Annotated in this window: 11 protein-coding genes; 10 read left to right on the forward strand and 1 reads right to left on the reverse strand. The window is 70.2% G+C overall.

The window, feature by feature from the left end; translation table 11 throughout:
• Positions 1-140 precede the first annotated feature (140 nt).
• From ACIBK9_RS22315 to ACIBK9_RS22355, 9 genes are all read left to right on the forward strand, one after another.
• A complete protein-coding gene (locus tag ACIBK9_RS22315) occupies positions 141-809 on the forward strand; it encodes an amino acid ABC transporter permease (RefSeq protein ID WP_397160749.1) in 669 nt (222 codons plus the stop codon).
• Positions 806-1,723 carry an amino acid ABC transporter permease gene (locus ACIBK9_RS22320; protein ID WP_397160751.1) on the forward strand — a complete coding sequence of 306 codons (918 nt, stop codon included), beginning with the start codon at positions 806-808 and terminating at the stop codon, positions 1,721-1,723. Before ACIBK9_RS22315 ends, ACIBK9_RS22320 begins: the two co-directional genes overlap by 4 nt.
• Before the next feature lie 133 nt (positions 1,724-1,856).
• On the forward strand, positions 1,857-2,714 hold the full coding sequence (locus ACIBK9_RS22325; protein WP_397160753.1) for a glutamate ABC transporter substrate-binding protein: 858 nt from the start codon (positions 1,857-1,859) through the stop codon (positions 2,712-2,714).
• Between the two features lie 40 nt (positions 2,715-2,754).
• Positions 2,755-4,560, forward strand: coding sequence for a S9 family peptidase (locus ACIBK9_RS22330; protein WP_397160755.1), 1,806 nt, complete (start codon positions 2,755-2,757; stop codon positions 4,558-4,560).
• A gap of 359 nt (positions 4,561-4,919) precedes the next feature.
• Positions 4,920-6,590 (forward strand): ABC transporter substrate-binding protein, encoded by a 1,671-nt coding sequence (locus ACIBK9_RS22335; RefSeq protein WP_397160757.1) that lies wholly within the window; start codon positions 4,920-4,922, stop codon positions 6,588-6,590.
• 60 nt (positions 6,591-6,650) lie between these two features.
• Positions 6,651-7,688, forward strand: a complete 1,038-nt coding sequence (locus ACIBK9_RS22340) for an ABC transporter ATP-binding protein (RefSeq protein ID WP_352352400.1) — start codon at positions 6,651-6,653, stop codon at positions 7,686-7,688.
• Positions 7,688-8,686: an ABC transporter ATP-binding protein gene (locus ACIBK9_RS22345; protein WP_387672309.1), complete on the forward strand. Its 999-nt coding sequence runs from the start codon at positions 7,688-7,690 to the stop codon at positions 8,684-8,686. Before ACIBK9_RS22340 ends, ACIBK9_RS22345 begins: the two co-directional genes overlap by 1 nt.
• Positions 8,683-9,714 carry an ABC transporter permease gene (locus ACIBK9_RS22350; protein WP_397160760.1) on the forward strand — a complete coding sequence of 344 codons (1,032 nt, stop codon included), beginning with the start codon at positions 8,683-8,685 and terminating at the stop codon, positions 9,712-9,714. The genes ACIBK9_RS22345 and ACIBK9_RS22350 overlap by 4 nt, the downstream gene beginning before the upstream one ends.
• Positions 9,715-9,756: 42 nt before the next feature.
• Entirely contained in the window at positions 9,757-10,719 is a 963-nt protein-coding gene (locus tag ACIBK9_RS22355) for an ABC transporter permease (RefSeq protein WP_397160762.1), read from the forward strand.
• A 235-nt stretch (positions 10,720-10,954) separates the two neighbouring features.
• On the opposite strand, the gene rny is transcribed toward ACIBK9_RS22355, so the two are convergent.
• Entirely contained in the window at positions 10,955-12,571 is a 1,617-nt protein-coding gene (gene rny, locus ACIBK9_RS22360; RefSeq protein ID WP_358291906.1) for a ribonuclease Y, read from the reverse strand.
• Positions 12,572-13,100: 529 nt separating this feature from the next.
• On the opposite strand from rny, the gene ACIBK9_RS22365 reads away from it, so the two are divergent.
• Positions 13,101-13,502, forward strand: a complete 402-nt coding sequence (locus tag ACIBK9_RS22365; protein ID WP_397160764.1) for an NUDIX domain-containing protein — start codon at positions 13,101-13,103, stop codon at positions 13,500-13,502.
• The last annotated feature ends 102 nt before the right edge of the window (positions 13,503-13,604 follow it).

The raw sequence follows: 13,604 nt of genomic DNA on the forward strand, positions 1-13,604 counted from the left end.
GCTGCGGCTGGTGATGTGGTGGGGCGGCATCGCGGGCCTGACGCGGTGGGAGACCGCCCCCCGGGCGGTGGGCTGCTGCTAGCCACGCCAGGGGGGGGGGCGGGGACCCCGGCCGCCGCCGCTCTATGCGGTGGAGCACGATGGATGAACTAATCAAGTACCTGCCCGACCTCGCGATGGGCTTCTGGGGGAACATCAGGATCGCGCTCGTGGCCGCGGTCGTCTCGCTCGTCCTCGGGACGGTCCTGGCCGGGATGCGCGTCTCCCCGACGCCCGTGCTGCGCGCGGTGGGCACGGTCTATGTGAACGTGGTGCGCAACACCCCCCTCACCCTGGTGCTGGCGTTCTCGGCGCTGGGCCTGAGCGACAAGCTCGGCCTCGTCTTCTCCGGCGAGCCGCGGACGAACTCCTTCTGGATCGTCTCGATGGGCCTGTCGATCTACACGTCGGCGTTCGTGTGCGAGGCGGTGCGCTCGGGCATCAACACGGTCCCGATGGGACAGGCGGAGGCGGCCCGCGCGATCGGGCTGAGCTTCATGCAGACGCTGCGGCTGATCATCCTGCCGCAGGCGTTCCGATCGGTCATCGCGCCGCTGGCCAGCGTGATGATCGCGATGATCAAGAACACGACGGTGGCGGTGGCCGGCGGGTACGCCGCCGACGTGGCCGCCGAGATGAAGCTCACGTTCGACACCACGGGGGCCTCGATCCCGATCTTCATCGGGGTGGTCGTGGCCTTCATGATCGTGACCATGCCGATCGGCTTCTTCTCCGGCTGGCTGGCCCGGCGTCTGGCGGTGGCACGATGAGCGCGTCCGTCCTGTTCGACGCCCCCGGCCCCCGGGCCCGGCTGCGCAACCACCTGCTGACGGCGATCAGTGTCGTGGCGGTCCTGGCCGTCGCGTACTTCGTCTACCGGGGCTTCGACGCCAAGGGCCAGTGGGACGGCAAGATCTGGCAGCCGTTCCTGACGGCCGAGGTGTGGCAGGAGTTCATCCTGCCGGGCCTGCTCGGCACGCTGGAGGCGGCGGCCGCCGCGGCGGTGCTCGCGCTGGTCTTCGGCGCGGTCTTCGGCCTGGCCAGGCTCTCCGACCACGCCTGGATCAGGGTGCCGGCGGCCGCGGTGGTGGAGATCTTCAGGTCCATCCCGCTGCTGCTGCTGATTTTCTTCATCTTCTACCTGGCCCCGGCCATCGCCGGTGGCGGCGACTACGCCTTCATCGCGGTGGTGCTGGGCCTGATGTTCTACAACGGCTCGGTGCTGGCGGAGATCGTGCGCGCGGGCGTGCACGCCATCCCCAAGGGGCAGGCCGAGGCCGCCTACGCGGTGGGCATGCGCAAGAACCAGGTGCTGCGCCTGGTGCTGCTGCCGCAGGCGGTCACGACGATGATGCCGGCGATCGTCAGCCAGCTCGTGGTGCTGCTGAAGGACACCGCGCTCGGCTACATCATCGCCTACGTCGACCTGCTCAACACCGGGTTCAAGATCCTGCCGGCCGCGTACTTCGGCTCGCTGATCCCGGCGGCGATCGTCATCGGCGTCATCTACGTGGCGCTCAACATGACGCTGAGCTACCTGGCCACCCTGCTGGAGCGGCGCAGCCGGCGCAGCAGGAAGACCTCGGCGCGGCCGATCGCCACCCCCGGCGCGGCCTCCGTCGGCGTCGCCACCGGCCAGGGCACCGAGGGCGGCGGCATGGCGCCCGACATCCCCGTGGAGTGACCTGCGGGCCCAGTGATGAGCACGGCGGCGGGGTTCCCGTCCCGCCGCCGTCTCGTAAAGAAAACCCCAGATCTTCGTCCACCCGGCACGCGGACCGGTCCTCCGGGGCCGCCGAGCCCACAGACTCCTGTGCGTGCGGATACGTGGAGTCGTGGTGGCGCTGGCCGGCACGGCCGCGCTCGCCGTACCGGTGGCGTGCGGTGGCGGCGGCGCCTACTCCGACGTCGTGGGCAAGATCAGGGGCACCGGCCAGGTCATCGTGGGGACCAAGTGGGACCAGCCGAGCCTGGGCCTGAAGGTCGGTCCCGGCGATCCCGTGGGCTTCGACGTGGACGTCGCCCGGTACGTCGTCGCCAAGCTGGCCCGCGGCCGGCCCGTGCGCATCACCTGGCGGGAGGCGCCGGCGGCGGGCCGCGAGGCGCTGCTCCAGAACGGCACCGTGGACATGGTGTTCGCCACCTACTCCATCACCGAGGCCCGCCGGCCCAAGGTGACCTTCGCCGGCCCGTACGTGCTCGTGCACCAGGACACGATGGTCCGGGCCGAGGACGCGTCCATCCGCGACGTCAACGACCTGCGGGGCAAGCGCGTGTGCCAGGTGCCGGGCTCCAACTCCTTCAAGCGCGTCGCCGACCCGCCTCCGGACGGCAAGCTCGACCTGCCCGTCGTGGCCGTGCCCGCGGCCAACTACTCCGACTGCGTGCGCAAGCTCAGCGACGACGAGCTGGACGCCGTCTCCACCGAGGACCTGACCCTGGCCGGCTTCGCCCAGCAGGCCCCCGGCCTGTTCCGGCTGCTGAACGACCCCTTCACCGACGAGCGGTACGCCATCGGCCTGAAGAAGGGCGACATCGTCACCTGCGAGGCCGCCGAGCAGGCCGTGGTCGAGATGTGGCGGGACGGAACGGCCACGCGCCTGCTGCGCAAGTGGTTCGGCGACACCGGGCTCAACCTGCCCACCTCGATGCCGCCGCAGGAGAGATGTTCTTGATCGCGCCCCACGGCCCCGGATCTTCCGGCAGGATGCGGGTATGCCTTTCTGGCCGTCCCCCATCTCCGCCCGCGACGTCGCCGCCGCCGGTCTGCGGCCCGGCTGGCCCGTCGCGCAGGGCGGCCGGGTGTGGTGGACCGAAGACCGTCCGGGCGAGGGCGGCCGCACCGCGATCGTCCGCCGCGAGGCCGACGGCACCTGCCATGACCTGCTGCCCGCCCCCTGGAGCGCGCGCACGAGGGTCCACGAGTACGGCGGGCGTCCCTATGCCGTGACGCCCGGCGGCGACGTGGTCTTCGCCGGCCTGGCCGACCAGCGCCTGTACCTTCTCGGGCAAAACGGCCAGCCGAAACCCCTCACCGCCGAAGGTTCCCGCTACGCCGACCTGAGTGTCCACGACGGCGAGGTCTGGGCGGTGCGCGAGCGTCACGGCGAGCACGGCAAGATCACCCGGTCCGTGGTGTCGATCCCGCTGGAGGGCGGCGAGCCCCGGGAGCGGGCCTGCGGCCACGACTTCTACGCCTCCCCCGTCCTGTCCCCCGACGGCGCCCACCTGGCCTACGTCTGCTGGAACCACCCCCGCATGCCCTGGGACGGCACCGAGCTGCGCGTCGTCCGGCTGCGCGACGGGCAGGCCCGCACGGTGCTGGGCGGCGCGGCGGAGTCCGTCCTGTCGCCCGCCTGGAAGGACGACGCCACCCTCTACCTGGTCTCCGACCGCTCCGGCTGGTGGAACCTCTACGAGTGCGGCCTCGACGGCGCCGCGCCGCGGGCGTTGTGCCCGGCCGAGGAGGAGTTCACGCAGCCGCCGTGGCAGCTCGGCGGCGCGCCCTACGCCGTGCTCGGCGACGGGCGGCTCGCCGTCCTGCACGGGCTCGGCGACCTGCGGCTGGGCGTGCTCGACCCGGCCACGGGAGCGCTCCACGACCTCGACCTGCCCTACACGGGATGGCAGGCCGCGCTCGCGGCCGACGGCATGTCCGTGACGGGCGTCGGCCACGCCGCCCGGCTGCCGCGCTCGGTCGTGCGGGTCGACGTCGCCGCCGGGCGGGCCGAGCCGCTGGCGCGGGCCGGCGAGCGCCTGCCCGACCTGTCCGGGGTGCCCGATCCGCGGCCGGTGGTCGTGCCGGGCGAGCGGCCCGTCCACGCCTTCCTGCACCAGGTCGCCGAGGAGCCGACGCCGTTCGTGGTGTTCGTGCACGGCGGCCCGACCGCCCACGCCGACACGGCGCTCGACCTGGAGAAGGCGTTCCTGACCTCGCGCGGCATCGGCGTGCTCGACGTCAACTACGGCGGCTCCACCGGCTACGGCCGCGCCTACCGGGAGCGGCTGCGCGGCCAGTGGGGGCTGGTCGACGTCGCCGACACCGTCGCCGCCGCCCAGTGGCTGGCCGACTCCGGGCTGGCCGATCCGGCCCGGATCGCGGTGCGCGGCGGCAGCGCGGGCGGCTGGACGGTGATGGCCGCCTGCTGCCGTTCCGGCGTGTTCGCGGGCGGGGTGTCCTACTACGGCGTCAGCGCGCTCGCGCCGCTCGCCGCGCACACCCACGACTTCGAGTCCCGTTACGTCGAGTGGCTGGTCGGCGACGACCCGGCCGTCTACGCCTCCAGGGAGCCGCTCGGCCTGGTCGACGGGGTGTCCTGCCCGATGCTGCTGCTGCAGGGGCTCGACGACCCGGTGGTGCCGCCCGAGCAGTCGACGGCCTTCGCCGACGCGTTGTCCGAGCGCGGCGTCCCCTGCACTTATCTCGCTTTCGACGGCGAATCACATGGATTTCGCCGATTGGAGACGCGGGTCGCGGCCCTGGCCGCCGAGCTGGCTTTCTACCAGCAGCTATTCAGTTAATGTCGCGATCTCCAGACAATTCCCGTACTGAATCAGCATTACCGACCAGTCGCTAGTCGCAAACAGTTACGTAACCGACCTCGACAGTCTTCCTCCGGCATGGGTTGCTCGTCTCAGTAAACGTGGGGCGCGCGTCGCGGCCACGACGCGCGCCCCAGCTGTGCCAGCCAACAACACCCCCATCTCGGCACGAGGGAGGCCAGATGGCCAGCTTGCGCCATCTCAGCATCATCACGGTGGCGGCGGCAACTCTGCTCGCCACCTCCTGCGCGACGCAGAACGGAACCAGCAAATCCGCTCCGCCCCCCGCAGCCAGTCAGAGCTCCGGAAGCCCCGTCACGGGCGGCACGCTCAGGCTCGTGGGCTCGGGCGACGTCGACCATCTCGACCCGACCAGCATCTACTACGTCGTCACCATCGGGATCATGCGCGGCTACTCGCGCCAGCTGTACGCCCTCCAGGGCGTCGCGGCGGGAGCCGACACCACCAAGGGCTACGAGGTGCTGCCCGACATAGCGACCGAACTGCCCACCGAGGCGAACGGCGGCCTGAGCGCCGACAAGCTCACGTACACGATCAAGTTGCGCGACGGCGTGCAGTGGGACACCCAGCCACCGCGGCCGGTGACGGCGGGCGACTTCGTCCGCGGGTTCAAGCGCATCTGCAACCCGGTGGCGGGCTCCGGCGCGCCCGGCTACTACACCAGCACGATCAAGGGCATGGCCGAGTACTGCGACGCCTACATCAAGGCGTTCGAGAAGGCCAAGCCCACCGCCAAGGCCCTGGCCGACTTCCAGAACGGCCACGACATCGCCGGCGTGCAGGCCAAGGACGACAAGACGGTCGTCTTCACCCTGACCCAGCCGGCCGGTGACTTCCTCAACATCCTGGCCCTGAACTTCGCCTCGGCGGCGCCGCAGGAGTACGACCAGTACGTCCCCGACGACGCCACCTTCCGCCAGCACGTGATCTCCAACGGCCCGTACAAGATCACCTCGTACGTGGCCACCAAGTCGATCCGGCTGGAGAAGAACCCGGCCTGGAAGCAGGAGTCCGACCCGATCAGGCACCAGTACGTCAACGCCATCGACGTCAAGATGGGCGTCGGCGAGCCGGACGCGGTCCAGCAGCAGATCGAGGCCGGCAGCGCCGACCTGTCGTGGGACCTGCCGGTGCCGACCTCGCAGATCCCGCAGCTCAAGAGCAACGACCCCAACTTCACGATCTTCCCCGGCGCGGTGACGAACCCGTACGTGGTGTTCAACCTGCAGAGCAAGAACGCCGGCGGGGCGATGGGCAAGCTCAAGGTCCGCCAGGCCATCGAGTACGCGATCAACAAGACCGCCATCGCCAAGATCTACGGCGGCGCGGACGTCGCGACCGCGCTGCACACGGTCATCCCGCCCGGCAACATCGGCTACCAGGAGTACAACCCGTACCCGACGCCTGGTGACCAGGGCGACCCCGCCAAGTGCAAGCAACTGCTGAGCGAGGCCGGCTACCCCAACGGGCTGACCCTCATCGGCGCCTTCCGCAACGCGGGCAACCACCCGGCCAACTACCAGTCGTACTCGGCCGACCTGAAGAAGTGCGGCATCACCGTCAAGGGCCTGCCGCTGCGCCAGGGCGACTACTACACCTACCTGCAGACGCCCTCGCACGCCAAGAACAGCGAATGGGACCTGTCGGCCCCCGGCTGGATCCCCGACTGGTACGGCAACAACGGCCGCGCGGTCATGCAGCCGCTGTTCCAGACCAACTGCAACGCCGGCACCAGCAACTACGGCTGCTACAGCAACCCCAAGGTGGACGACCTGATCAAGCGGGCGCTCGCCGAGACCGACCAGGCCAAGGCCGCGGCGCTGTGGCACGAGGCCGACCAGACGGTGCTGGGCGACGCGGTGATCGTGCCGCTGAACAACCAGAACACGCCGCTCTACAAGAACAAGCGGGTGCAGAACGCCCTGTACCTGCCGTCGTACCAGATCTACGACGTCACCAACCTCTGGCTGAACCCCAACACGCCTTGACGACCGGCCTCCCGCGGGCGCGCCGGCAGGCGGGCCCGCGGGAGGCCGCGAGGGAGACATATGAGCCTGCTTGAGGTAACCGACCTCCAGGTGTCCTTCCCCACCTCCGACGGCGTGGTCCAGGCGGTGCGGGGGCTGTCGTTCACCGTCGACCGCGGCCAGACGCTGGCGATCGTCGGCGAGTCCGGCAGCGGCAAGACCGTGAGCACCCAGGCGATACTCGGGCTGACCCCCGACGCCGACATCACGGGCACGGCCCTGTTCGAGGGCGTCGACCTGCTCGGACTCGACAACGAACAGCTTCGCCGCATCCGCGGCGCGGAGATCAGCGTGGTCTTCCAGGACCCGCTGACCAGCCTCCACCCGCTCTACAAGGTCGGCTGGCAGATCGAGGAGCTGATCCGCGTCCACAATCCCGGCACCCGCCGCGCCGAGGCCAGGAAACGGGCCGTCGAGTTGCTGGGCCTGGTGGGCATCCCGCGTCCCGACCGCAGGGTGGACGACTACCCCCACCAGTTCTCCGGCGGCATGCGGCAACGGGCGATGATCGCCATGTCGCTCGCGCTCAACCCCAAGCTCATCGTCGCCGACGAGCCCACCACCGCGCTGGACGCGACCGTCCAGGCGCAGATCCTTGAGCTGATCGGGCGGGTGCAGGCCGAGTTCGACATCGCGCTCGTCCTCATCACGCACGACCTCGGCGTCGTGGCCGGCATGGCCGACGAGGTGCTCGTCATGTACGCCGGGCTCGTCGTCGAGCGGGCCGACCGGCGCACGCTCTACTACCAACCGCACCACCCGTACACCAAGGGCCTGCTGGAGTCGATCCCGGGCAGCACCGGCGACCGCGGCGGACGGCTGCGGCCCATCCCCGGCTCGCCGCCGAGCCTGATCGCGATCCCGTCCGGGTGCGCCTTCCATCCGCGCTGCCCGTACGTGATGCCGGTCTGCCCCGCCGAACGGCCGCCGCTGGCCTCCATCACGGGCGCGCGCGGGCACGCCTCGGCGTGCTGGCTGCCGCACGAGGCGATCGGGCTCGGCGCGGAGGCCGAGGCGCTGCGCAAGCGGGCGGTGCTCGGCACGGCGGAGGAGGCCTGATGCTGCTCGAAGTCGAGAACCTGGTCAAACACTTCCCCATCACCAGCGGCATGCTGATCAAGCAGACGATCGGCCAGGTCAGAGCCGTCGACGGCGTGAGCCTGTCGCTGTCGCCCGGCGAGACGCTCGGCCTGGTCGGCGAGACCGGCTGCGGCAAGTCCACGCTGGCCCGGTGCATCGCGGGCCTGCATCCCATCACCTCCGGCAGCGTGCGCTTCGACGGCGCCGACATCACGAACCTGCCGCGGCGCCGGATGCGGCCCTACCGGCGCGACATCCAGGTGATCTTCCAGGACCCGTACGGCTCGCTGAACCCGCGCCGGCGGGTCGGCTCGATCATCGCCGACCCGCTCGTCATCCACCGGGTGCAGAGCGGCCAGGAGCTGCGGCGGACCGTCCAGGAGCTGATGGAACGGGTCGGGCTCAACCCCGAGCACTACAACCGGTTCCCCGCCGAGTTCTCCGGCGGGCAGCGGCAGCGCATCGGGGTCGCGCGGGCGCTCGCGCTGCGGCCCCGGCTGATCATCTGCGACGAGCCGGTGTCGGCGCTCGACGTGTCCATCCAGGCCCAGATCCTCAACCTGCTCAAGGACCTCCAGGACGACTTCGGGCTGACGTACCTGTTCATCGCCCACGACCTGTCGGTGGTGCGGCACGTCAGCGACCGGATCGCGGTCATGTACCTGGGCAAGGTGGCCGAACTGGCCACCGCTGAGGAGCTGCACGCGGCGCCCCGCCATCCGTACACGAACGCGCTGCTGTCGGCGACCGCCGTGGCCGACCCCGACGAGGCCGAACGGCGGCACCGCATCATCCTCACCGGCGACGTGCCCTCGCCGATCGACCCGCCCGCCGGCTGCCGGTTCCATCCGCGGTGCCCGAAGGCGCGCGAACGCTGCTCGGCCGAGGAACCGCTGCTGGTGCCCCAGGAGCACCTGGTGGCCTGTCACTACCCCGTCGAGGCGGGCGAGGACCTGACCGCCGGGAGGACCGCATGACTCTCACGGAGATCCGTCCGGACGTCGTCACCGACCGCACGATCGCCGGACGCAGCCCCTGGCAGCTCGCCTGGGCGCGGATCAGGTCCGACCGGGTGGCCCTGATCTCGGGCATCGTCGTCGTGCTGCTGTGCCTGCTCGCCCTGGCCGCGCCGCTCATCTCGGCGTGGAACGGCCACGACCCCGACGAGCAGTTCCGCGACACCGGCATCACCGACCAGGGCCTGCCCGTCGCGCCCAACGGCGAGTTCTGGTTCGGCACCGACCGCCTCGGCCGCGACCTGTTCATCAGGGTCCTGTACGGCGCGCGCGTCTCGCTGCTCGTCGGCGTGGTCGCGACCGGCGTGGCGGCGCTGATCGGGGTCGTCATCGGACTGCTGGCCGGGTACTACGGCGGCGTCATCGACACCATCCTGTCCCGGCTCATGGACGTGGTCCTGTCGTTCCCGTACCTGATCTTCGCGATCGCGGTGGTGTCCATCGCCGGGCCCTCGCTGACCGCGACGATCGGGGTGATCTCGTTCTACTCCTGGGCGGCGATCGCCCGCGTGGTGCGCGGCCAGACCTTGTCGCTCAAGGAACGCGAGTACGTGGAGGCGGCCCGATCCATGGGGGCCGGCGACGCGCGGATCATGTTCGTGGACATCCTGCCGAACCTGCTGGCCCCCGTCATCGTGCTCACCACGCTGCTGGTGCCGGCCGCGATCGTGTTCGAGTCCACCTTGTCCTATCTGGGGCTCGGGATCGTTCCCCCTACCCCGTCGTGGGGGAACCTGCTGAGCGAGGCCCAGGGGTTCTACCGGGTGGCGTACTGGTATCTGGGCTTCCCGGCGGCCTCGCTGCTGATCACGACGCTGGCGTTCAACCTGGTGGGCGACGGGATCAGGGACGCCATCGATCCCCGGATGGAACGGCTGTTCAGCCGCCGGCGACGGCGGAACCGGCGCGCGGCCTCCGCTCCGGCCTCCGCGCCCGCCGTCGGCGGGTCCGATGCCGCTGCTGGGGGGTCCGATGCCGCTGCTTCGTGACCGGGGTGGGATGCCGGGATTGCTTCAGGAGGTGGAGGGCTGATGTTGCGACGGTTCCTGCTGCGGCGGGCACTGCTCGGGGTGCTGGTGTTGTGGCTGGTCTCCCTGGGCACGTTCTTCCTGTTCTTCGTCGCCCCCGGCGACCCCGCCCGTACGCTGGCCGGCCGCCAGGCCACCCCCGAGCAGGTCGACCTGATCCGGCACAACCTCGGCCTCGACCGTCCCACCATCGTCCAGTACTTCGACTACCTGGGCCGGCTCCTGCACGGCGACCTCGGCCAGTCGTACTTCTCGGGCGAATCGGTGGGCAAGCTGCTCGCCCAGGACTTCCCGCCGACGTTCTCGCTGGTGCTCGGCGGCGCCGTCCTGTGGCTCTGCGTCGGCGTCGGCGCGGGCGTGCTCAGCGCCACGCGCGTACGGTCGTTCCTCGACCGCGCCCTGACCACGCTGGCCCTGGCCGGGGTCTCGATGCCGACGTTCGTGGTCGGCCTGCTGCTGCTGTATTTCTTCTTCTTCCAGCTCACCATGGCGGGCGCCCCGATCCTGCCGCCCGACTCCTACGTGCCCTTCTCCGAGAACCCCGGCGAATGGGCCCGGCACCTGATCCTGCCGTGGATCACGTTGGCCATGGTCCAGGCGGCCTCGTACGCCCGGCTCACCCGGGGCTCCATGCTGGACGTCCTGGGCGAGGACTACATCCGTACGGCCCGCGCCAAGGGCGTGCCCGAGGGCCGCGTCATCTACCGGCACGGCCTGCGGGCCGCGCTGACCCCCGTGGTGACCCAGCTCGGCGTGGACATCGGCACGCTGATCGGCGGTCTGGTGGTGACGGAGTCGGTCTTCGGGCTCGGCGGCATCGGGCAGGCGGTGGTGCAGGCGTTCATCAGCGGGGACCTGCCGGTGATCATGGGCGTCGTCATCCTGGCCACCACCGCCGTGGTGGTGGCGAACCTGATCGTGGACATCGCCTACGGGCTCCTGGACCCCCGGATCCGGCTGGCCTGACGATGCGAGCGACGCCTCCCGGCGGGCGCACCACGCGCGCCCGCCGAAGCGCCGCCTTCGCAACCGTCTCGCCCGTCCGGAGACTTCGACCCGGCCCTGATCCGCCCCCCTGGACGGTCCCCCTACCCCGCACTCCCCGGAATGAGCGCCCTGCTGGAACCAGCGAGCTCCTGGAACGGGCGGGATCCTCGGAAGGGGTGAGCCTGCTGGGGACCGGCGGGTGGCTTCCTCGGGGTCAGCGGGCGAACTCGGTGGCGCGGGACTCGCGCACCACCGTGATCCGGATCTGCCCCGGGTACGTCAGCTCCTCCTCCACCTGCTTGGCCACGTCCCGGGCGATCACCTGCGCCTGGATGTCGTCGATCGCGTCCGGCTTGACCATGACCCGGATCTCCCGCCCGGCCTGCATGGCGAACACCTTCTCCACGCCCTCGTACGACTGCGCGATCTCCTCCAGCCGCTCCAGCCGCTTGACGTACGCCTCCAGCGACTCCCTGCGCGCCCCCGGACGGCTGCCGCTGATGGCGTCGGCCGCCTGCGTGAGCACCGCCTCGACCGTACGGACCTCGACCTCGTTGTGGTGCGCCTCGATGGCGTGCACCACGTCCTCCTGCTCGCCGTACCGGCGGGCGATCTCGGCGCCGATCAGCGCGTGACTGCCCTCGACCTCGTGCGTGAGGGCCTTGCCGATGTCGTGCAGCAGCGCGCACCGCTTCATGAGCTGCTGGTTCATCTTCAGCTCGGCCGCCATGATCCCGGCGATGTGCGCGGACTCGATGAGGTGCTTGAGCACGTTCTGACCGTAGGAGGTGCGGTATCGAAGCTGCCCGAGCAGCAGTGTCAGCTCGGGATGCATGTCCGTGATGCCGAGCTCGACCAGCGCGTCCTCGCCGGCCCGCGCGCAGAGGTCCTGGACCTCCTGGCGGCTGCGGTCGTGCGCCTCCTCGATGCGCTGCGGATGGATGCGCCCGTCCAGCACCAGCTTCTCCAGCGTGAGCCGCGCCGTCTCCCTGCGAACCGGGTCGAAACACGACAACAACACCGCCTCCGGCGTGTCGTCGATGATCAGGTTCACGCCGGTGGTCGACTCGAACGCCCGGATGTTGCGCCCCTCGCGCCCGATGATCCGGCCCTTCATCTCGTCGCCGGGCAGATGCAGCACGCTGACGACCGACTCCGCCGTCTGCTCGGCCGCCACCCGCTGGACCGCCAGCGTCACGATCTTGGTGGCTCGCTTCTCGCCCTCCTTGCGGGCCTCGCCCTCGATCTCCCTGATGATCAGCGCCGCCTCGCGCTTGGCCTGGTTCTCGATCTCCTTGACCAGCTCGGACTTGGCCTGCTCGCCCGTCAGCCCGGCGACCCGTTCCAGGATCACCCGCCGCTCGTCCTCGACCTGGAGCAGTTCCTCGCGCCGGTCGGCCAGCTCGACCTCGGTCTCGGCCAGCTTCCTGTCCCGCTCGGACTGCCGCCTGGCCTCCTCGTCGAGCCGCTGTTCGCGCTCGGCCAGCCTGGCCTCCCTGCGTTCGAGATCGGTCCGGAGCTCCTTGAGCTCGGACTTCAGGATCCGGCTCTCCTCCTCGACCTCCCGCCGCATCTGCGCGGCGCTCTCGACGGCGCTCTCCGACCTGCGCAGGAGCTCCTCGGCGTCGCTCTCCGCCTTGGCGCGGATCTCCCTGGCCCGCTCCCGCGCCTCCTCAAGCTCCGTGTGTACGGCCTCCACCTGCTCAGGGCTCGGCTCGGACTTCCGGGGCAAACCGCTAGAGGTACGGCGTATGACGACGAGCAGCGCCACGATCATCCCGAACGCGAGCACGAGCACCGCCACCATCAGCACCACGACAAGCGGCTGCATGCGCGCCCCGCCCTCCTCGCGTCGTCAACACCTCATAACGCGGACCCAAAACGGGAGGGGTCACGTGCGCGCCACGGAAAGCCCGGTCGGCGTCGTCTCCAGGGCCGATGTCAGGCCAAGGCGGACCGGGCATCGGCCCCCATAGCCGACACCTCGCCTGCCTCGATCAACCGAGCTCGTTCGTCCGTCGTTCACCGGTATGGCAATCCGCGCTGCGCGGAGTAACTCCTCACTGCCGTCGAGGTTATGCGTCGAACAGGTCACGGGCAAGCAAACGCGTCCTCAAGCGTGTCTTACGGGCCCGCATCTCCCCAATCAACCACAAAACCCACGATCACCCCCATTTGTCCCCCACCCGCACCTCTCCAACCCCCATTGCCCAGACAAAGCCCACAACCGGCGCCCAGCGACCACCGGCCGTGAAACCGTAGACCTCCGAGGGACACCCCCAGCCCTACGTCCCCCGTCGCCCGCGAGAAACTCTTCGAACGCCCGACGCCCGGCTCGCCCGCCCCAACAGGAGCACACGGTGAACAACCTCATCGACAAGATCGCCTGGATCCACCCGGACAACAACAAGATCCTCAGCACCCGCTCACGAGGCAAGAACGCCTACTACCTCCCCGGCGGCAAACGCGAGCCCGGCGAAACCGACCTCGACACACTGATCCGCGAGATCGACGAGGAACTCTCCATCACCATCATCCCGGCCACCGCCACCCACCTGGGCACCTTCCACGCCCAGGCACACGGCCACGCCGACGGCGTCACCGTACGGATGACCTGCTACACCGCCGAGCACCACGGAGTCCCGACACCCGGCAACGAGATCGAAGAGATCACCTGGCTCACCTACGCCGACCGCAACCGCGTATCGCCGGTCGACCAGCTCATCTTCGACCACCTCCACCAAACCAACCAACTCCCCTAACCCACCCGGGTCTCCTCGAGCTCTGAACTCGGTGGCAGACCGACGGCCCCCTTCGGCTTCCCTGAAATCCGAACCGGCGACAGACCTCCAGGCCGTCTCCAA

The sequence above is a fragment of the Nonomuraea sp. NPDC050227 genome (genome assembly GCF_044459705.1).
Taxonomy (GTDB): Bacteria; Actinomycetota; Actinomycetes; order Streptosporangiales; family Streptosporangiaceae; genus Nonomuraea.